This window comes from Enterobacter cloacae complex sp. 382A5 (genome assembly GCF_050031095.1).
Taxonomy (GTDB): Bacteria; Pseudomonadota; Gammaproteobacteria; order Enterobacterales; family Enterobacteriaceae; genus Enterobacter; species Enterobacter cloacae.
The window spans coordinates 4,509,307-4,529,951 of record NZ_JBLGVK010000001.1 but is presented as its reverse complement, the minus strand read 5'-3'; the positions used below and the strand labels follow the sequence as shown (position 1 = coordinate 4,529,951).

15 protein-coding genes, 2 tRNA genes and 3 rRNA genes are annotated in these 20,645 nt (G+C 54.5%); 17 read left to right on the top strand and 3 right to left on the bottom strand.

Going from position 1 to position 20,645, the window contains the following annotated elements:
- Positions 1-25 precede the first annotated feature (25 nt).
- From tatA to tatD, 4 genes are read left to right on the top strand one after another with little or no spacing between them, the layout of a single operon-like run.
- Complete coding sequence (tatA, locus tag ACQG2G_RS21425; protein ID WP_013099238.1) at positions 26-280, top strand: Sec-independent protein translocase subunit TatA; 255 nt, start codon at positions 26-28, stop codon at positions 278-280.
- A 3-nt stretch (positions 281-283) separates the two neighbouring features.
- Complete coding sequence (tatB, locus tag ACQG2G_RS21420; protein WP_248766681.1) at positions 284-826, top strand: Sec-independent protein translocase protein TatB; 543 nt, start codon at positions 284-286, stop codon at positions 824-826.
- Between the two features lie 2 nt (positions 827-828).
- Positions 829-1,599, top strand: coding sequence for a Sec-independent protein translocase subunit TatC (tatC, locus tag ACQG2G_RS21415; protein ID WP_013099236.1), 771 nt, complete (start codon positions 829-831; stop codon positions 1,597-1,599).
- Positions 1,600-1,640: 41 nt separating this feature from the next.
- A complete protein-coding gene (gene tatD / locus ACQG2G_RS21410; RefSeq protein ID WP_248766680.1) occupies positions 1,641-2,423 on the top strand; it encodes a 3'-5' ssDNA/RNA exonuclease TatD in 783 nt (260 codons plus the stop codon).
- Here tatD and rfaH read toward each other — a convergent pair.
- Positions 2,420-2,911, bottom strand: a complete 492-nt coding sequence (gene rfaH, locus ACQG2G_RS21405) for a transcription/translation regulatory transformer protein RfaH (RefSeq protein ID WP_013099234.1) — start codon at positions 2,909-2,911, stop codon at positions 2,420-2,422. The genes tatD and rfaH overlap by 4 nt on opposite strands.
- Before the next feature lie 173 nt (positions 2,912-3,084).
- Here rfaH and ubiD point away from each other — a divergent pair, with 173 nt between their 5' ends.
- Positions 3,085-4,587: a 4-hydroxy-3-polyprenylbenzoate decarboxylase gene (gene ubiD, locus ACQG2G_RS21400; RefSeq protein ID WP_248766913.1), complete on the top strand. Its 1,503-nt coding sequence runs from the start codon at positions 3,085-3,087 to the stop codon at positions 4,585-4,587.
- A gap of 30 nt (positions 4,588-4,617) precedes the next feature.
- Positions 4,618-5,319 (top strand): NAD(P)H-flavin reductase, encoded by a 702-nt coding sequence (gene fre / locus ACQG2G_RS21395; RefSeq protein WP_013099232.1) that lies wholly within the window; start codon positions 4,618-4,620, stop codon positions 5,317-5,319.
- A gap of 161 nt (positions 5,320-5,480) precedes the next feature.
- On the opposite strand, the gene fadA is transcribed toward fre, so the two are convergent.
- Positions 5,481-6,644 (bottom strand): acetyl-CoA C-acyltransferase FadA, encoded by a 1,164-nt coding sequence (fadA, locus tag ACQG2G_RS21390; protein WP_058683730.1) that lies wholly within the window; start codon positions 6,642-6,644, stop codon positions 5,481-5,483.
- Positions 6,645-6,653: 9 nt separating this feature from the next.
- The gene (gene fadB / locus ACQG2G_RS21385; protein WP_013099230.1) at positions 6,654-8,843 is read right to left on the bottom strand and encodes a fatty acid oxidation complex subunit alpha FadB; all 2,190 of its coding nucleotides are present in this window, start codon (positions 8,841-8,843) and stop codon (positions 6,654-6,656) included.
- Between the two features lie 190 nt (positions 8,844-9,033).
- Between fadB and pepQ the strand changes: the two genes are divergently transcribed.
- From pepQ to birA, 11 genes are all read left to right on the top strand, one after another.
- Positions 9,034-10,365, top strand: a complete 1,332-nt coding sequence (gene pepQ, locus ACQG2G_RS21380) for a Xaa-Pro dipeptidase (RefSeq protein ID WP_013099229.1) — start codon at positions 9,034-9,036, stop codon at positions 10,363-10,365.
- Positions 10,365-10,979, top strand: coding sequence for an IMPACT family protein (locus ACQG2G_RS21375; RefSeq protein ID WP_013099228.1), 615 nt, complete (start codon positions 10,365-10,367; stop codon positions 10,977-10,979). The genes pepQ and ACQG2G_RS21375 overlap by 1 nt, the downstream gene beginning before the upstream one ends.
- A 40-nt stretch (positions 10,980-11,019) precedes the next feature.
- Positions 11,020-12,471, top strand: a complete 1,452-nt coding sequence (gene trkH, locus ACQG2G_RS21370) for a Trk system potassium transporter TrkH (protein ID WP_348596042.1) — start codon at positions 11,020-11,022, stop codon at positions 12,469-12,471.
- 10 nt (positions 12,472-12,481) lie between these two features.
- The gene (hemG, locus tag ACQG2G_RS21365) at positions 12,482-13,027 is read left to right on the top strand and encodes a menaquinone-dependent protoporphyrinogen IX dehydrogenase (RefSeq protein WP_048972348.1); all 546 of its coding nucleotides are present in this window, start codon (positions 12,482-12,484) and stop codon (positions 13,025-13,027) included.
- A gap of 355 nt (positions 13,028-13,382) precedes the next feature.
- Positions 13,383-14,922 (top strand): 16S ribosomal RNA (locus ACQG2G_RS21360).
- 69 nt (positions 14,923-14,991) lie between these two features.
- Positions 14,992-15,068, top strand: a tRNA-Ile gene (locus tag ACQG2G_RS21355).
- Positions 15,069-15,175: 107 nt separating this feature from the next.
- Positions 15,176-15,251: transfer RNA gene (locus ACQG2G_RS21350), tRNA-Ala, on the top strand.
- Positions 15,252-15,421: 170 nt separating this feature from the next.
- Positions 15,422-18,325 (top strand): 23S ribosomal RNA (locus ACQG2G_RS21345).
- Positions 18,326-18,388: 63 nt separating this feature from the next.
- Positions 18,389-18,504: ribosomal RNA gene (rrf, locus tag ACQG2G_RS21340) — 5S ribosomal RNA — on the top strand.
- The 16S, 23S and 5S rRNA genes sit together here with 2 tRNA genes alongside, the layout of an rRNA operon.
- A gap of 126 nt (positions 18,505-18,630) precedes the next feature.
- Positions 18,631-19,659 carry a UDP-N-acetylmuramate dehydrogenase gene (murB, locus tag ACQG2G_RS21335; RefSeq protein WP_348595955.1) on the top strand — a complete coding sequence of 343 codons (1,029 nt, stop codon included), beginning with the start codon at positions 18,631-18,633 and terminating at the stop codon, positions 19,657-19,659.
- Complete coding sequence (gene birA, locus ACQG2G_RS21330) at positions 19,656-20,618, top strand: bifunctional biotin--[acetyl-CoA-carboxylase] ligase/biotin operon repressor BirA (protein ID WP_013099224.1); 963 nt, start codon at positions 19,656-19,658, stop codon at positions 20,616-20,618. Before murB ends, birA begins: the two co-directional genes overlap by 4 nt.
- The last annotated feature ends 27 nt before the right edge of the window (positions 20,619-20,645 follow it).

The window sequence follows — 20,645 nt, the reverse complement described above, 5'->3', positions numbered from 1 at the left end:
AATCATCTATCTCTGAGGAATATGTATGGGTGGTATCAGTATCTGGCAATTAGTCATTATTGCCGTCATCGTCGTGCTGCTGTTTGGCACCAAAAAGCTCGGTTCTATCGGTTCCGATCTGGGCGCGTCTATCAAAGGCTTCAAGAAAGCAATGAGCGATGATGAGAGCAAGCAGGATAAAACCAGCCAGGACGCTGACTTTACTGCTAAATCCATCTCCGACAAGCAAGAAGATGCCAAAAAGGAAGACGCTAAACGCCACGATAAAGAGCAGGTGTAAGTCGTGTTCGACATTGGTTTTAGTGAGCTGCTGCTGGTCTTTGTGATTGGCCTCATCGTGCTGGGGCCACAGCGTTTACCCGTTGCAGTAAAAACGGTTATGGGGTGGGTGCGTGCGCTTCGTTCGCTGGCATCCACCGTACAGAACGAGCTGGCGCAGGAACTTAAGCTGCAGGAGTTTCAGGAAAGCCTGAAAAAGGTTGAGAAGGCGAGCATGGATAACCTGACGCCGGAACTGAAAGCCTCCATGGATGAACTGCGCGAAGCGGCAGAATCCATGAAGCGCTCGTACAGCGTTAACGATCCTGAAAAAGCGAGCGATGAAGCGAACACCATCCATAACCCGGTGGTGAAAAATAGTGAAGCGCAGCGCGAGGGCGTAACGCCTGCCAGCGCGGAGCATCAGGCCACCGCGCCTGAACATACGCCGCAGGAACCTGAACTGAAAAAACAGGCGCAGCCGGAAGACCCTATGGTCAACGCGGCTGAAGCAAAGCCCGCCGCGCCTGTTACCGAATCATCCCCCTCGTCGAGTGATAAAGCGTAAACATGGCAGTAGATGATACTCAACCGCTCATTACGCACCTCATTGAGCTGCGTAAGCGTCTGTTAAACTGCATTATTGCGGTTTTCGTTATTTTCTTATGCCTGGTTTATTTCGCCAATGACATCTACCAGGTTGTCTCCGCGCCGCTGATAAAGCAGATGCCGCTGGGCGCAACGATGATCGCGACGGACGTTGCTTCGCCGTTCTTTACGCCCATTAAGCTCACGTTCTGGGTATCGTTGATCGCTTCTGCACCCATCCTGCTGTATCAGATCTGGGCGTTTGTGGCGCCCGCTCTGTATAAGCATGAACGCAAACTGGTGATCCCGCTGCTGGTTTCCAGCTCGCTGCTGTTCTATATCGGCATGGCGTTTGCCTATTTCGTTGTCTTCCCGCTGGCCTTTGGCTTCCTGACGCATACCGCGCCGGAAGGGGTACAGGTGTCGACCGATATTGCCAGCTACCTCAGCTTTGTGATGGCGCTGTTTATGGCATTCGGCGTGGCGTTCGAAGTGCCGGTTGCGATTGTGCTGCTTTGCTGGGTGGGTGTAACCACACCAGAAGACCTGCGTAAAAAGCGTCCGTATATTCTGGTCGGCGCATTTGTGGTCGGCATGCTGCTGACGCCGCCCGATGTCTTCTCGCAAACGCTGCTGGCCATACCGATGTACTGTCTGTTTGAGGTAGGCGTCTTCTTCTCACGTTTCTATGTGGGGAAAGGGCGTCGATCAGAGGACGAAGACGACGTCTCTGAAAAGAGCACTGAAGAGTAAAACCAGCCGCCCGTCAGGGCGGTTGTCATATGGGGAATTGCATGTTTGATATTGGACTTAACCTGACCAGTTCACAGTTTGCGAAAGATCGCGACGACGTCGTGGCGCGCGCGTTTGCCGCTGGCGTAAAAGGATTGTTGCTGACAGGCACCAACCTGCATGAAAGCGAGCAGGCGCAACAGCTGGCCCAACGCTACGACCGTTGCTGGTCTACCGCGGGCGTGCATCCTCATGACAGCAGCCAGTGGACGTCGGAGAGCGCTCAAATCATTCACAGGCTGGCGAAAAAACCCGAAGTGGTGGCTATCGGGGAATGTGGGCTCGATTTCAACCGCAATTTTTCCACCCCTGCCGAGCAGGAAAAAGCGTTTACGGCGCAACTTGCCCTGGCGGCCGAGCTTGAAATGCCGGTGTTTATGCACTGTCGCGATGCGCATGAGCGCTTCCTCGCGCTGCTGGATCCCTGGCTGGATAAACTGCCAGGCGCGGTGCTGCACTGTTTTACCGGTTCACGTCAGGAGGCGCTGGACTGTCTGGATCGTGGGCTTTATTTGGGTATTACCGGCTGGGTGTGCGATGAGCGCCGCGGGCTGGAGCTTCGCGAACTATTGCCGGTGATCCCGGCCGACCGGTTGCTCCTCGAAACCGACGCGCCTTATTTATTGCCGCGTGATATCAAACCAAAACCGGCATCGCGACGTAACGAACCGGCATGGCTGGGGCATATTGTCACGAGCGTGGCGCAGTGGCGCGGAGAGGATCCGCACGGGTTATCTACGCAGACGGATGACAACGTGCGTCGCCTGTTTGGCATTGATTTTTAAACTTTGCGGAAGTCGGTGTTTTTCACGCTTTGTAGCACCTGCTTATTAAGCAGATTGAGCAATAACATGGAGCGTGCTTCACCGTCCGGCTCGGCGAAAATCGCCTGCAGGCCTTCGAAGGCACCTTCGGTGATGACGACACTGTCTCCCGCGTACGGGGTTTCCGGGTCGGTAATATCTTCAGGTTGTTGATAAACCGAAAGCTGATGGATCACCGTCGACGGCACCGTTGCCGGGTGCGCACCAAAACGAACAAAATGGCTGACGCCGCGCGTGGCGCTGATGGTGGTGGTGTGGATCACTTCCGGGTCGAATTCCACGAACAAATAGTTCGGAAATAGCGGCTCACTGACTGTTGTGCGCTTCCCGCGCTGCATTTTTTCAAGCGTGATCACGGGTGTCAGGCAATTTACAGACTGACGTTCTAAATGTTCCTGCGCGCGCTGAAGTTGCCCGCGTTTGCAATACAGTAAATACCAGGCCTGCATAATCACTCTTTCCCTTAGTTTCGGGCGCAAGCATATCAAAACCCTGGCGGGATCGCTAAGTTGATTATAATGGCCGAAAAGGGAACAGGATGCAGAAGTTCACGCTAATTTAACAAAATTACAGCATCACGCAGGCTTACGCCGTATAATGAAGCGCTTACAGAGAGGCCATGATTAACTGCATGAAATACCACGATCTCCGCGACTTCCTGACGCTGCTGGAAAAGCAGGGCGAACTCAAACGCATTACGCTTCCTGTCGATCCTTATCTGGAAATGACAGAAATTGCTGACCGCACCCTGCGTGCCGGTGGCCCGGCGCTTCTGTTTGAAAACCCGAAGGGTTATTCAATGCCGGTGCTGTGCAACCTGTTTGGAACCCCTCGCCGTGTGGCGTTGGGCATGGGCCAGGAGGACGTCACAGCGTTACGTGAAGTGGGTAAACTGCTGGCGTTTCTGAAAGAGCCGGAGCCACCGAAAGGCTTCCGCGATCTGTTCGACAAGCTGCCGCAGTTTAAGCAGGTGCTGAACATGCCAACCAAACGTCTGCGCGGCGCGCCGTGCCAGCAGAATGTGCTGGAAGGGGATGCGGTAGATCTGACCAAAATCCCGATCATGCAGTGCTGGCCTGAAGATGCCGCGCCACTCATTACCTGGGGGCTCACCGTCACACGCGGGCCGCATAAAGAGCGTCAAAATCTGGGTATTTACCGCCAGCAGCTGATTGGCAAGAATAAGCTCATCATGCGCTGGCTGTCGCATCGCGGCGGCGCGCTGGATTTCCAGGAGTGGTGCGCTGCACACCCGGGCGAGCGTTTTCCGGTCTCAGTTGCGTTAGGGGCCGACCCCGCCACCATTCTGGGCGCGGTAACGCCAGTGCCGGATACACTCTCTGAATATGCCTTTGCAGGACTGCTGCGTGGCACCAAAACGGAAGTCGTGAAGTGTATCTCTAACGACCTCGAAGTGCCCGCGAGTGCAGAGATTGTCCTGGAAGGTTACATTGAACAGGGCGAGCTGGCACCCGAAGGCCCGTACGGTGACCATACGGGCTATTATAACGAAGTGGATAACTTCCCGGTGTTTACCGTCACGCACATTACCCAGCGTGAAGATGCGATTTATCACTCCACCTATACCGGACGTCCACCGGATGAACCTGCAGTACTGGGTGTGGCGCTGAATGAAGTGTTTGTGCCGATCCTGCAAAAGCAGTTCCCGGAAATTGTTGATTTCTATCTGCCGCCGGAAGGATGCTCGTATCGCCTGGCGGTGGTCACAATGAAGAAGCAGTATCCTGGTCACGCTAAACGCGTGATGATGGGCGTATGGTCTTTCCTGCGCCAGTTTATGTATACCAAATTTGTGATTGTCTGCGATGATGACGTTAACGCCCGCGACTGGAATGATGTTATCTGGGCCATTACCACGCGAATGGATCCGGCGCGCGATACGGTGTTAGTGGAAAACACGCCGATAGATTATCTGGATTTTGCCTCGCCGGTCTCCGGTCTTGGCTCAAAAATGGGACTGGATGCCACAAATAAATGGCCTGGCGAAACCGACCGTGAATGGGGTCGCCCGATCAAGAAAGATCCTGCTGTGACCGCGCGAATTGACGCGATCTGGGACGAACTGGCCATAATGAATAACGGTAAACCGCAGGCTGACCGTTAAGCCCTATAGACTTCCCGACAGAGAGAGCGAATGACAACCTTAAGCTGTAAAGTGACCTCGGTAGATGCTATCACCGACACCGTATATCGCGTCCGTTTAGTGCCTGAAGCGGCATTCTCTTTCCGTGCTGGTCAGTACCTGATGGTCGTGATGGATGAACGTGATAAGCGTCCTTTCTCTATGGCCTCAACGCCAGCGGAGCAGGAATTTATTGAGCTTCATATTGGTGCGTCAGAGCTTAACCTGTATGCAATGGCCGTCATGGACCGCATTCTTAAAGAGCGCGAGATCGTGGTGGATATTCCCCACGGTGATGCATGGCTGCGTGACGATGAAGACCGTCCGCTGATCCTGATTGCCGGTGGAACAGGCTTCTCCTACGTGCGCTCTATTCTGTTGACGGCCCTGGCGCGTAACCCGAACCGTGATATCACTATCTACTGGGGTGGCCGCGAAGAGAAACATCTCTACGATCTCTCTGAGCTTGAAGCGCTGAGCGTTAACCATCCCAACCTGCGTGTTGAACCGGTGGTTGAGCAGCCGGAAGAGGGCTGGCGTGGGCGTAGCGGCACAGTGCTAACGGCGGTACTGCAGGATCATGGCACGCTGGCAGGGCACGATATCTATATCGCTGGCCGCTTTGAGATGGCGAAAATTGCCCGTGACCTGTTCTGTAACGAACGTGATGCGCGTGAAGATCGTCTGTTTGGCGATGCTTTTGCGTTTATCTAAATAAAAAACCCGCCCCTGACAGGCGGGAAGAACGGCAACTAAACTGTCTCTCTTCGCAAATGGCGTCACTTGCGGCGAGGTACCTCTCGTAGGCCGGGAAAGCGCAACACCTCCCGGCAAAAGCCCGATGGCGCGATGCTTATCGGGCCTACGTTATAGTCTTACACTCTCTCAAACACCGTTGCGATACCCTGACCCAACCCAATACACATCGTTGCCAGACCAAACTGCGCGTCTTTGCGTTCCATCAGGTTAATCAGCGTTGTGCTGATACGCGCCCCGGAGCAGCCCAGCGGGTGACCGAGGGCGATCGCGCCGCCGTTGAGGTTAATTTTCTCGTCGATCTGCTCCATCAGCCCCAGATCTTTAATGCACGGCAGGATCTGCGCGGCGAAGGCTTCGTTCATCTCGAACACGTCGATATCACTGGTGGTCAATCCCGCTTTCTTCAGCGCCAGCTTCGAGGCCGGAACCGGGCCGTAACCCATGATAGAAGGATCGCAGCCTACCACCGCCATTGAGCGCACCCGGGCGCGAGGCGTTAACCCCAGCTCGCGGGCGCGGCTTTCGCTCATTACCAGCATCGCGGCCGCTCCGTCAGACAGCGCCGACGAGGTACCTGCCGTGACCGTACCGGTGACCGGGTCAAACGCCGGGCGCAGGGTGGATAGCGCTTCAACAGTGGTTTCCGGGCGGATCACTTCGTCGTAGCTGAACTGCTTCAGAACGCCATCAGCATCATGGCCGCCGGTCGGGATGATCTCATTCTTAAACGCGCCGGATTGCGTGGCGGCCCATGCACGAGCATGAGAACGCGCGGCGAAGGTATCCTGCATTTCACGGCTAATTCCGTGCAGGCGGGACAGCATTTCAGCGGTCAGGCCCATCATTCCTGCGGCTTTCGCCACGTTACGGCTCATGCCCGGGTGGAAATCGACCCCGTGGCTCATTGGCACATGGCCCATGTGCTCCACGCCGCCGACCAGGCAGGCCTGCGCGTCACCGGTCATGATCATACGCGCCGCATCATGCAGTGCCTGCATTGAGGAGCCGCACAGACGGTTGACGGTAACTGCCGGCACCGAATGTGGGATCTCCGCCAGCAGCGAAGCATTGCGGGCGATGTTGAAGCCCTGCTCAAGCGTCTGTTGCACACAGCCCCAGTAGATATCGTCGAGCGCAGCCGGGTCCAGCACCGGATTACGCGCCAGCAGGCTACGCATCAGGTGCGCTGAGAGATCCTCTGCACGCACGTTACGGAATGCGCCGCCTTTTGAACGGCCCATCGGGGTGCGAATCGCATCAACAATGACAACCTTTTCCATTGTGACTCCTTAAGCCGTTTTCAGCTCGCCAACCGGACGGGCTGGCTCAACTGCTGGGTAATAGGATTCGTTATGGCGCGCTTTATTACGCAGCCCTTCCGGCACGTCATACAGCGGGCCGAGGTGCTGATACTGCTGCACCATATCGAGATAGCGGGCGCTGCCGAGTGTATCCAGCCAGCGGAACGCGCCGCCGTGGAACGGAGGGAAGCCCAGGCCATAGACCAGCGCCATATCGGCTTCTGCCGGACTGGCGATAATGCCTTCTTCCAGGCAACGCACCACTTCGTTGATCATCGGAATCATCATCCGGGCGATGATTTCATCGTCCGTGAAGTCACGTTTTGGCTGGCTAACCCCGGCCAGCAGGCTATCCACCGCCGGATCTTCTTCTTTCTTCGGTTTGCCTTTGCTGTCTTCTTTATAGCGCCAGAAGCCCAGACCGTTTTTCTGACCAAAGCGGTTGGCGTCAAACAGGGCGTCAATCGCATCGCGATAATCTTTCTGCATGCGCTGTGGGAAGCCCGCCGCCATAACCGCTTGCGCGTGATGCGCGGTATCAATGCCAACCACATCCAGCAGATACGCCGGCCCCATCGGCCAGCCGAACTGTTTTTCCATCACTTTGTCGACTTTCCGGAAGTCCGCGCCGTCGCGCAGCAGCTGGCTGAAACCAGCGAAGTAAGGGAACAGTACGCGGTTGACGAAGAAGCCCGGGCAGTCGTTGACCACAATCGGGGTTTTGCCCATCTTACTGGCCCACGCCACCACTTTTGCGATGGTGTCGTCAGAGGTTTTTTCGCCGCGGATCACTTCGACCAGTGGCATGCGATGCACCGGATTGAAGAAATGCATTCCGCAGAAGTTTTCCGGGCGCTTCAGGACGCTTGCCAGCTCGCTAATCGGAATCGTCGAGGTGTTAGAGGCCAGTACGGTCTCCGGACGCACTTTCTCTTCCGTTTCGGCCAGCACCGCTTTCTTCACTTTCGGGTTCTCTACCACGGCCTCAACCACCACATCGACGCGGTCAAAACCGGTGTATTCCAGTACGGGCTGGATAGTAGAGATCACGCCTGAGAGTTTCAGACCGTCAATTTTGCCGCGTTCCAGCTGTTTATTGAGCAGCTTGGCCGCTTCGGTCATCCCCAGCGTCAGGGATTTCTCGCTGATGTCTTTCATCACCACCGGCACGCCCTTCCAGGCGGACTGGTAAGCGATGCCACCGCCCATAATGCCAGCGCCAAGTACCGCCGCATGTTTTGGCGTCTCAACGTTTTTCGTCAGCTGTTTTGCTTTGCCTTTCACGAACTGATCGTTGAGGAAGATACCCACCAGCGCGCGGGCTTCATTGGTATGTGCCAACGGGACAAAGCTCTGGTTTTCGAGTTTCAGGGCTTCGTCACGGCCAAAGCGGGCTGCGGCTTCGATGGTTTTCACCGCCGTGATCGGCGCCGGGTAGTGTTTACCCGCCGTCTGCATCACCATGCCCTTGGCGATGGTGAAACTCATGGCTGCTTCAATCTTGCTGAGCTTTAACGGCTCCAGTTTCGGCTGGCGTTTGGCCTTCCAGTCGAGATCGCCGTTAATGGCCTGACGCAGAATGGCGAGGGAGCCTTCAATCAGTTTTTCTGGCTTCACGACGCCATCAACCAGGCCGATTTTTTGCGCCTGCTCTGCGCCAACATCTTTACCTGCGGCAATAATTTCCAGCGCGCTGTCGGCACCCAGCATGCGCGGCATACGTACGGAGCCGCCAAAGCCCGGCATAATGCCCAGTTTGGTTTCCGGCAGGCCGATGCGCAGATCCGGCGTGGCGAGGCGGTAGTCGGTGGCCAGCACGCATTCGCAGCCGCCGCCCAGCGCGTAGCCGTTAACGGCGGAAAGGGTCGGGACAGGCAGATCTTCCAGACGATTAAAGACGCTGTTGGCAAAGTGCAGCCACTGGCTCAGCTGTTCTTCAGGCACCAGGAACAGTGAAAGAAATTCGGTGATATCGGCACCAACAATAAAGGCCGCTTTGTTCGAGCGCAGCAGCAGACCCTTTAAATCAGTTTGTTTTTCAAGTACATCCAGCGCCTGGCCAAGACTGGCCACCGTCGCGGTATCGAGCTTGTTGACTGAGCCGGGGGCATCGAACACCAGTTCGGCAATGCCATCTTCCAGCCAGTTGAGGTACAGGGTGTCGCCTTTGTAGAGCATGTCAGTCTCCTGAATCCAGCAAGTGGATCTGGTCATACCAGATGAGTCGGAGTGTGGGATTTATGTTAATAAAATGCAAATTACTCATTAAGAAATTGCTGCATTGATCACGGTCGGTGGAAATCACGCAGCCGGAGACAGGTGTGCTAAGATGCGAGGACTTGAGGTCAAAAAAACGAAAGGAAGAATGATGGACTCACTGGCTTCGCTTTATAAAAATCATATCGTTACCCTACAGGAACGTACCCGTGATGTACTTGCCCGCTTTAAGCTGGATGCGCTGTTAATCCACTCGGGCGAGCTGATGAATACCTTCCTGGATGACCATGCGTATCCGTTTAAGGTTAACCCGCAGTTTAAAGCCTGGGTGCCGGTAACACAGGTGCCAAATTGCTGGTTGCTGGTGGATGGCGTGAACAAGCCGAAACTGTGGTTCTATCTGCCTGTGGATTACTGGCACAACGTTGAGCCGCTGCCGACCAGCTTCTGGACAGAAGAAGTGGACGTCATGGCTTTACCAAAAGCCGACGGTATTGGCAGCCAGTTGCCTGCCGCGCGTGGCAATATTGCCTACATTGGCCCGGTCCCGGAGCGTGCGCTGGGTCTGGATATCCCGGCAGACAAACTCAACCCGAAAGGGGTGCTGGATTTCCTGCACTATTACCGCGCGTATAAAACCGACTACGAACTTTACTGCATGCGTGAAGCGCAAAAAACGGCGGTGAATGGTCACCGTGCAGCGCATGAAGCCTTCCAGTCCGGTATGAGCGAGTTCGATATCAATCAGGCGTACCTCACCGCGACCGGTCACCGTGACACCGATGTGCCGTACAGCAACATCGTCGCCCTGAATGAGCATGCCTCTGTTCTGCATTACACCAAACTGGATCACCATGTGCCGTCTGAGATGCGCAGCTTCCTGCTGGACGCAGGCGCAGAGTACAACGGCTACGCGGCTGACCTGACCCGTACCTGGGCGGCCAATGCTGATACCGATTTTGCGCATCTGATTAAAGACGTTAACGATGAGCAACTGGCGCTTATCAGCACCATGAAAGCCGGAACCAGCTATGTGGATTACCATATCCAGTTCCATCAGCGCATCGCTAAACTGCTGCGTAAACACCAGATCGTGAAAGACATGAGCGAAGAGGCGATGGTCGAAAACGATCTGACCGGACCCTTTATGCCGCACGGTATCGGCCACCCGCTGGGTCTGCAGGTTCATGATGTTGCGGGCTTTATGCAGGATGATACCGGCACGCACCTCGCCGCGCCGTCTAAATATCCTTACCTGCGCTGCACGCGTATCCTTGAGCCGCGCATGGTGCTGACCATCGAGCCGGGGATCTACTTTATCGAATCGCTGTTAGCGCCATGGCGCGAAGGTCAGTTCAGCAAGCACTTCAACTGGGAAAAAATTGACGCGCTGAAGCCGTTTGGCGGTATTCGTATCGAAGATAACGTCGTGATTCATGAGAACGGTATCGAGAATATGACGCGAGACCTGAAGCTGGCCTGATGGAAAGCTGGCTGATACCGGCTGAGCCGGTCACCTTTGTTGAAGAAATCAAGAAAAGCCGCTTTATTACGCTGCTGGCACACACCGATGGCGTAGAGGCGGCAAAGGCGTTTGTTGAGTCTGTCCGCGCTGCGCATCCCGACGCCCGTCACCACTGCGTGGCGTGGGTCGCCGGGCCGCCAGACGATTCGCAGCAGCTGGGTTTTTCTGATGACGGTGAACCGGCGGGTACTGCCGGTAAACCTATGCTTTCCCAGCTCATGGGCAGTGGCGTGGGTGAAATCACCGCCGTGGTTGTTCGCTACTACGGCGGCATTTTATTAGGTACCGGTGGGCTGGTGAAAGCGTATGGCGGGGGCGTACAGCAGGCGCTTAATATGTTGGTCACCACCCGCAAAACGCCACTCACCGAATATACTTTGTTGTGCGACTACGCCCAGCTATCGGGTGTCGAAGCGCTGCTTAAACAGTTTAACGGTGTGATTGCACACAGTGATTACCAGGCAATGGTGCAATTGCGCGTGGCGCTTCCTCAGGCTGAACAGGCTGCTTTTTCGGCAAAACTGGCGGATTTTAGTCGCGGTTCGTTGCAATTGCTGCCGATTGAAGAATAATCCCCACCTCACTTTTTGAATACCAAAGGAAGCGGCAGAGATGCATTTTCGTGCCATAACCCGAATCGTTGGACTGCTGGTCATACTTTTTTCCGGGACAATGATTCTCCCAGGACTGGTGGCGCTTATCTACCGGGACGGCGCGGGGCGGGCATTTACCCAGACCTTCTTTGTTGCGCTGGCGATTGGCTCGCTGCTGTGGTGGCCAAACCGTCGTCAGAAAGGTGAGCTGAAATCACGTGAAGGGTTTCTGATTGTGGTGCTGTTCTGGACGGTGCTGGGAAGCGTCGGTTCGCTGCCCTTTATCTTCTCTGAACAGCCCAATCTGAGCATCACGGATGCCTTTTTTGAATCCTTCTCCGGCTTAACGACTACCGGCGCGACTACGTTGGTTGGGCTGGATTCATTACCCCACGCCATTCTCTTTTATCGCCAGATGCTGCAATGGTTCGGTGGTATGGGGATCATTGTTCTGGCGGTGGCCATCCTTCCTATCCTGGGCGTCGGGGGCATGCAGTTGTACAGGGCAGAAATGCCGGGGCCACTGAAAGATAACAAGATGCGCCCGCGTATTGCCGAGACGGCGAAGACCCTGTGGCTGATTTATGTTTTACTGACCGTTGCCTGTGCGCTGGCGCTGTGGTTTGCCGGTATGCCCGCGTTCGATGCCATCGGGCACAGCTTCGCGACAATCGCCATCGGCGGGTTCTCTACCCACGATGCCAGTGTGGGCTACTTTGATAGTCCAACGATCAACACCATTATTGCTGTTTTCCTGCTGATCTCCGGCTGTAACTACGGTCTACACTTCTCATTACTCAGCGGACGTAGCCTGAAGGTGTACTGGCGCGACCCGGAGTTCCGTATGTTTATTGGCGTCCAGCTCACGCTGGTGGTCATCTGTACGCTGGTGCTCTGGTTCCACGATGTCTATAACTCGGCGCTGACCACGCTAAACCAGGCGTTCTTCCAGGTGGTGTCGATGGCGACAACCGCAGGTTTTACCACGGACAGCATTGCACGCTGGCCGCTGTTCCTGCCTGTGCTGCTGCTGTGCTCGGCATTTATTGGTGGTTGCGCCGGGTCGACGGGCGGTGGCCTGAAGGTGATTCGTATTCTGCTGCTCTTCAAGCAGGGGAACCGTGAATTAAAACGCCTGGTTCACCCAAATGCAGTCTATAGCATCAAGCTGGGCAACCGTGCCCTGCCGGAACGTATTCTCGAAGCGGTGTGGGGATTCTTCTCGGCGTATGCCCTGGTCTTTATCGTCAGTATGCTGGCAATCATCGCGACGGGGGTGGATGATTTCTCTGCCTTTGCGTCCGTTGTGGCAACACTTAATAACCTCGGGCCTGGCCTGGGGGTCGTGGCGGATAACTTTGCCAGTATGAACCCGGTCGCGAAATGGATCCTAATCGCCAATATGCTGTTTGGGCGTCTTGAGGTCTTTACGCTGCTGGTGCTGTTCACCCCAACATTCTGGCGCGAGTAAGGAGTCGTCGGTGAAAACACTTATTCTATTCTCTACGCGAGACGGGCAAACGCGTGAGATTGCCTCTTATCTGGCTTCTGAACTACAAGAGCTGGGCATTTACTCTGATGTGGTGAACCTGAACCGTACGGAGCAAATCGCCTGGCAGGATTACGACCGCGTGGTGATTGGGGCGTCTATCCGTTACGGGCATTTCCATCCTGCGCTGGATCGCTTTGTGAAAAAGCATACGGCAGCGCTCAATAAGCTGCCCGGGGCGTTCTACTCGGTCAATCTGGTGGCCCGCAAACCTGAAAAGCGTACACCGCAGACCAACAGCTACACGCGTAAGTTTTTGCTGAATTCGCCGTGGCAGCCAGACGTGTGTGCCGTCTTTGCAGGGGCGCTGCGTTACCCCCGCTATCGCTGGTATGACCGCTTTATGATTCGGCTGATTATGAAAATGACCGGCGGTGAAACCGATACGCGTAAAGAAGTGGTTTATACCGACTGGACGCAGGTGAGCAGTTTTGCCCGGGAAATCGCGCATTTATCACCCGAATCGCGGCGTATTTAAGCGTGGAGTTTGAAAAGTGAGCGAACGAAAAGTTTTTTGTATTTTGTGCTTGTCACTTCAGAATAACTCCCTATAATGCGCCTCCACTGACACGGAACAACGGCACACACGCCGCCGGGTCAGCAGAGAAAAGCAAATTAAACGCTTGACTCTGAAGCGGGAAAGCGTAATATGCACACCCCGCGCCGCAGCGAAAACGAAGCGGCACTGCTCTTTAACAATTTATCAGACAATCTGTGTGGGCACTCAAAGTGACATGGATTCTTAACGTCGCAAGACGAAAAATGAATACCAAGTCTCAACGAGTGAACACGTAATTCATTACGAAGTTTAATTCATTGAGCATCAAACTTTTAAATTGAAGAGTTTGATCATGGCTCAGATTGAACGCTGGCGGCAGGCCTAACACATGCAAGTCGAACGGTAGCACAGAGAGCTTGCTCTCGGGTGACGAGTGGCGGACGGGTGAGTAATGTCTGGGAAACTGCCTGATGGAGGGGGATAACTACTGGAAACGGTAGCTAATACCGCATAACGTCGCAAGACCAAAGAGGGGGACCTTCGGGCCTCTTGCCATCAGATGTGCCCAGATGGGATTAGCTAGTAGGTGGGGTAACGGCTCACCTAGGCGACGATCCCTAGCTGGTCTGAGAGGATGACCAGCCACACTGGAACTGAGACACGGTCCAGACTCCTACGGGAGGCAGCAGTGGGGAATATTGCACAATGGGCGCAAGCCTGATGCAGCCATGCCGCGTGTATGAAGAAGGCCTTCGGGTTGTAAAGTACTTTCAGCGGGGAGGAAGGTGTTGTGGTTAATAACCACAGCAATTGACGTTACCCGCAGAAGAAGCACCGGCTAACTCCGTGCCAGCAGCCGCGGTAATACGGAGGGTGCAAGCGTTAATCGGAATTACTGGGCGTAAAGCGCACGCAGGCGGTCTGTCAAGTCGGATGTGAAATCCCCGGGCTCAACCTGGGAACTGCATTCGAAACTGGCAGGCTGGAGTCTTGTAGAGGGGGGTAGAATTCCAGGTGTAGCGGTGAAATGCGTAGAGATCTGGAGGAATACCGGTGGCGAAGGCGGCCCCCTGGACAAAGACTGACGCTCAGGTGCGAAAGCGTGGGGAGCAAACAGGATTAGATACCCTGGTAGTCCACGCCGTAAACGATGTCGATTTGGAGGTTGTGCCCTTGAGGCGTGGCTTCCGGAGCTAACGCGTTAAATCGACCGCCTGGGGAGTACGGCCGCAAGGTTAAAACTCAAATGAATTGACGGGGGCCCGCACAAGCGGTGGAGCATGTGGTTTAATTCGATGCAACGCGAAGAACCTTACCTGGTCTTGACATCCACAGAACTTTCCAGAGATGGATTGGTGCCTTCGGGAACTGTGAGACAGGTGCTGCATGGCTGTCGTCAGCTCGTGTTGTGAAATGTTGGGTTAAGTCCCGCAACGAGCGCAACCCTTATCCTTTGTTGCCAGCGGTTAGGCCGGGAACTCAAAGGAGACTGCCAGTGATAAACTGGAGGAAGGTGGGGATGACGTCAAGTCATCATGGCCCTTACGACCAGGGCTACACACGTGCTACAATGGCGCATACAAAGAGAAGCGACCTCGCGAGAGCAAGCGGACCTCATAAAGTGCGTCGTAGTCCGGATTGGAGTCTGCAACTCGACTCCATGAAGTCGGAATCGCTAGTAATCGTAGATCAGAATGCTACGGTGAATACGTTCCCGGGCCTTGTACACACCGCCCGTCACACCATGGGAGTGGGTTGCAAAAGAAGTAGGTAGCTTAACCTTCGGGAGGGCGCTTACCACTTTGTGATTCATGACTGGGGTGAAGTCGTAACAAGGTAACCGTAGGGGAACCTGCGGTTGGATCACCTCCTTACCTTAAAGAACCTGCCTTTGTAGTGCTCACACAGATTGTCTGATGAAAAACAGCAGTAAAAACCTCTACAGGCTTGTAGCTCAGGTGGTTAGAGCGCACCCCTGATAAGGGTGAGGTCGGTGGTTCAAGTCCACTCAGGCCTACCAAATTTTCCCTGATACTGCGTTGCGGCAACGCTCACATACTGATGTATGCGTCGCGTTACCACGCCTTGTCTCAGGAAAAATTACCGGTACAGAGGTTTGCAAACGATGGGGCTATAGCTCAGCTGGGAGAGCGCCTGCTTTGCACGCAGGAGGTCTGCGGTTCGATCCCGCATAGCTCCACCATCTTTTACTGCGAACACAAGAAAACTTCAGAGTGAACCTGAAAAGGTGCACTGCGAAGTTTTGCTCTTTAAAAATCTGGATCAAGCTGAAAATTGAAACGACACACAGTTAATGTGTGTTCGAGTCTCTCAAATTTTCGCAATCAGAAGTGAAACATCTTCGGGTTGTGAGGTTAAGCGACTAAGCGTACACGGTGGATGCCCTGGCAGTCAGAGGCGATGAAGGACGTGCTAATCTGCGAAAAGCGCCGGCGAGGTGATATGAACCCTTGACCCGGCGATGTCCGAATGGGGAAACCCAGTGCAATCCGTTGCACTATCGTTAACTGAATACATAGGTTAACGAGGCGAACCGGGGGAACTGAAACATCTAAGTACCCCGAGGAAAAGAAATCAACCGAGATTCCCCCAGTAGCGGCGAGCGAACGGGGAGCAGCCCAGAGTCTGAATCAGCTTGTGTGTTAGTGGAAGCGTCTGGAAAGTCGCACGGTACAGGGTGATAGTCCCGTACACGAAAATGCACAGGCTGTGAACTCGAAGAGTAGGGCGGGACACGTGGTATCCTGTCTGAATATGGGGGGACCATCCTCCAAGGCTAAATACTCCTGACTGACCGATAGTGAACCAGTACCGTGAGGGAAAGGCGAAAAGAACCCCGGCGAGGGGAGTGAAAAAGAACCTGAAACCGTGTACGTACAAGCAGTGGGAGCACCTTCGGGTGTGACTGCGTACCTTTTGTATAATGGGTCAGCGACTTATATTCTGTAGCAAGGTTAACCGTATAGGGGAGCCGAAGGGAAACCGAGTCTTAACTGGGCGTTAAGTTGCAGGGTATAGACCCGAAACCCGGTGATCTAGCCATGGGCAGGTTGAAGGTTGGGTAACACTAACTGGAGGACCGAACCGACTAATGTTGAAAAATTAGCGGATGACCTGTGGCTGGGGGTGAAAGGCCAATCAAACCGGGAGATAGCTGGTTCTCCCCGAAAGCTATTTAGGTAGCGCCTCGTGAACTCATCTTCGGGGGTAGAGCACTGTTTCGGCTAGGGGGCCATCCCGGCTTACCAACCCGATGCAAACTACGAATACCGAAGAATGTTATCACGGGAGACACACGGCGGGTGCTAACGTCCGTCGTGAAGAGGGAAACAACCCAGACCGCCAGCTAAGGTCCCAAAGTCATGGTTAAGTGGGAAACGATGTGGGAAGGCACAGACAGCCAGGATGTTGGCTTAGAAGCAGCCATCATTTAAAGAAAGCGTAATAGCTCACTGGTCGAGTCGGCCTGCGCGGAAGATGTAACGGGGCTAAACCATGCACCGAAGCTGCGGCAGCGACGCTTATGCGTTGTTGGGTAGGGGAGCGTTCTGTAAGCCGTTGAAGGTGGCCTGTGAGGGTTGCTGGAGGTATCAGAAGTGCGAATGCTGACATAAGTAACGATAAAGCGGGTGAAAAGCCCGCTCGCCGGAAGACCAAGGGTTCCTGTCCAACGTTAATCGGGGCAGGGTGAGTCGACCCCTAAGGCGAGGCCGAAAGGCGTAGTCGATGGGAAACAGGTTAATATTCCTGTACTTGGTGTTACTGCGAAGGGGGGACGGAGAAGGCTATGTTAGCCGGGCGACGGTTGTCCCGGTTTAAGCATGTAGGCGGAGGTTCCAGGTAAATCCGGTACCTTTTAACGCTGAGGTGTGATGACGAGGCACTACGGTGCTGAAGTAACAAATGCCCTGCTTCCAGGAAAAGCCTCTAAGCATCAGGTAACACGAAATCGTACCCCAAACCGACACAGGTGGTCAGGTAGAGAATACCAAGGCGCTTGAGAGAACTCGGGTGAAGGAACTAGGCAAAATGGTGCCGTAACTTCGGGAGAAGGCACGCTGATATGTAGGTGAAGCCCCTGCGGGTGGAGCTGAAATCAGTCGAAGATACCAGCTGGCTGCAACTGTTTATTAAAAACACAGCACTGTGCAAACACGAAAGTGGACGTATACGGTGTGACGCCTGCCCGGTGCCGGAAGGTTAATTGATGGGGTTAGCGGCAACGCGAAGCTCTTGATCGAAGCCCCGGTAAACGGCGGCCGTAACTATAACGGTCCTAAGGTAGCGAAATTCCTTGTCGGGTAAGTTCCGACCTGCACGAATGGCGTAATGATGGCCAGGCTGTCTCCACCCGAGACTCAGTGAAATTGAACTCGCTGTGAAGATGCAGTGTACCCGCGGCAAGACGGAAAGACCCCGTGAACCTTTACTATAGCTTGACACTGAACACTGGTCCTTGATGTGTAGGATAGGTGGGAGGCTTTGAAGCGTGGACGCCAGTCTGCGTGGAGCCATCCTTGAAATACCACCCTTTAATGGCTGGTGTTCTAACGTAGACCCGTTACCCGGGTTGCGGACAGTGTCTGGTGGGTAGTTTGACTGGGGCGGTCTCCTCCCAAAGAGTAACGGAGGAGCACGAAGGTTAGCTAATCCTGGTCGGACATCAGGAGGTTAGTGCAATGGCATAAGCTAGCTTGACTGCGAGAGTGACGGCTCGAGCAGGTGCGAAAGCAGGTCATAGTGATCCGGTGGTTCTGAATGGAAGGGCCATCGCTCAACGGATAAAAGGTACTCCGGGGATAACAGGCTGATACCGCCCAAGAGTTCATATCGACGGCGGTGTTTGGCACCTCGATGTCGGCTCATCACATCCTGGGGCTGAAGTAGGTCCCAAGGGTATGGCTGTTCGCCATTTAAAGTGGTACGCGAGCTGGGTTTAGAACGTCGTGAGACAGTTCGGTCCCTATCTGCCGTGGGCGCTGGAGAATTGAGGGGGGCTGCTCCTAGTACGAGAGGACCGGAGTGGACGCATCACTGGTGTTCGGGTTGTCATGCCAATGGCACTGCCCGGTAGCTAAATGCGGAAGAGATAAGTGCTGAAAGCATCTAAGCACGAAACTTGCCCCGAGATGAGTTCTCCCTGAGACTTAAAGTCTCCTGAAGGAACGTTGAAGACGACGACGTTGATAGGTCGGGTGTGTAAGCGCAGCGATGCGTTGAGCTAACCGATACTAATGAACCGTGAGGCTTAACCTTACAACGCCGAAGGTGTTTTGGCGAAGAGACGATTTTCAGCCTGATACAGATTAACAGAATTTGCCTGGCGGCTTTAGCGCGGTGGTCCCACCTGACCCCATGCCGAACTCAGAAGTGAAACGCCGTAGCGCCGATGGTAGTGTGGGGTCTCCCCATGTGAGAGTAGGGAACTGCCAGGCATCAAATAAGTGAAGAGGCCATCCGAAAGGATGGCCTTTTTGCGTTTCTGCGTTGCACAAACTAATCCCCCACAACGTACTGCTTATACGGTAAACTACCTGCGTTTTTGCATCAGGATAGCGCCTATGAACCACTCCCTTAAGCCCTGGAATACCTTTGGTATTCAACGGAATGCTAATCACATTGTACGCGCCGATACGGCCCAGCAACTGCTGGATGCATGGCAACGCGCAACAGAAAACAACGAACCCGTACTGATTCTGGGCGAAGGCAGCAATGTCCTGTTTCTCGATGATTTTGCCGGGACGGTCATTATTAACCGCATCATGGGAATTGAGGTCGAAGAGTGCGCCGATAGCTGGCGTTTGCGCGTAGGTGCCGGCGAAAACTGGCATCAACTGGTGCAATATACCCTCGAAAAAGGGATGCCGGGACTGGAAAACCTGGCTCTCATCCCGGGCTGCGCGGGATCATCGCCCATTCAAAATATCGGTGCGTATGGCATCGAACTCAAACACGTGTGCGACTATGTCGACTGCATTGAGCTGGCGACCGGTACGGCTCAGCGTTTAACGGCAGAGCAGTGCCGTTTTGGCTACCGTGACAGCATCTTCAAACATGAATATCAGGATCGCTACGTCATTGTCGCTGTGGGCCTGCGTCTGTCCAAAACCTGGCAGCCGGTGCTGACCTATGGTGATTTAACGCGCCTCGATCCGGCAACCGTCTCCCCTCGCGATGTGTTTGACTCGGTTTGCCATATGCGCATGACCAAACTGCCCGATCCCAAAATAAACGGAAATGCCGGCAGTTTCTTCAAAAACCCCGTCATAAGCAGCGAAAACGCGAAAGCATTGCTGGCTAAATGGCCTACTGCCCCGCATTACCCGCAGGCGGATGGCAGCGTGAAGCTGGCTGCAGGTTGGCTTATCGATCAGTGCCAGTTAAAAGGTACTACCGTGGGCGGCGCAGCGGTTCACCGTCAGCAGGCACTGGTGCTGATCAATCAACACGATGCGACCAGCGACGACGTGGTGCAACTGGCGCACCATGTGCGTCAGCAAGTGGGTGAGAAATTTAACGTCTGGCTGGAGCCGGAAGTCCGCTTCATTGGTCGTAAGGGTGAAGTGAATGCTGTGGAGACTATCGCGTGAAGGACAATACCATCCCGTTAACCCTGATTGGCATCCTGGCCGACGGTGAGTTTCATTCTGGCGAGCAATTAGGTGAGCAGCTGGGCATGAGCCGTGCTGCCATTAATAAACATATTCAGACCCTCCGCGACTGGGGGGTTGATGTCTTCACCGTGCCCGGAAAAGGCTACAGCTTGCCGGAACCCATTCAGCTCCTGAACGAAGAACTCATCCGCAGCCAGATAGGGCAGGGTAACGTGGCCGTATTGCCGGTCATCGATTCGACAAACCAGTACCTGCTGGAGCGGATAGGCGAGCTGGAATCAGGGGATGCCTGCGTTGCAGAGTACCAGCAGGCCGGGCGCGGCCGTCGCGGGCGTAAGTGGTTCTCGCCGTTTGGCGCAAACCTCTATCTTTCCATGTACTGGCGTCTTGAGCAGGGGCCTGCCGCCGCAGTGGGTCTGAGTCTGGTGATTGGTATCGTTATGGCGGAAGTTCTGCATGAACTTGGTGCGGATAAAGTACGGGTAAAATGGCCAAATGACCTTTACCTGAACGATCGTAAGCTTGCCGGTATTCTGGTCGAACTGACGGGAAAAACTGGCGATGCGGCGCAAATTGTCATTGGTGCCGGTCTCAATATGGTAATGAGAAATGTGCAAAGCGATGTGGTGAATCAGGCGTGGACCAACCTGCAGGAAGCGGGGATCACCATCGATCGCAACACGCTTGCCGTGCGTATGATTAAAGAGCTGCGTACCTCCCTGTCTCTCTTTGAACAGGAAGGGCTGGCATCGTTCCTGTCTCGCTGGGAAAAACTCGATAACTTTATCAACCGACCGGTGAAACTGCTGATTGGTGATAAGGAGATCTACGGTATCTCTCGCGGCATTGATGCACAGGGTGCCCTGCTCCTGGAGCAGGATGGCGTCATCAAGCCCTGGGTGGGCGGTGAGATATCCCTGCGCAGCGCTGAATAAATGAGTATGCGCACTACAGGATATTCC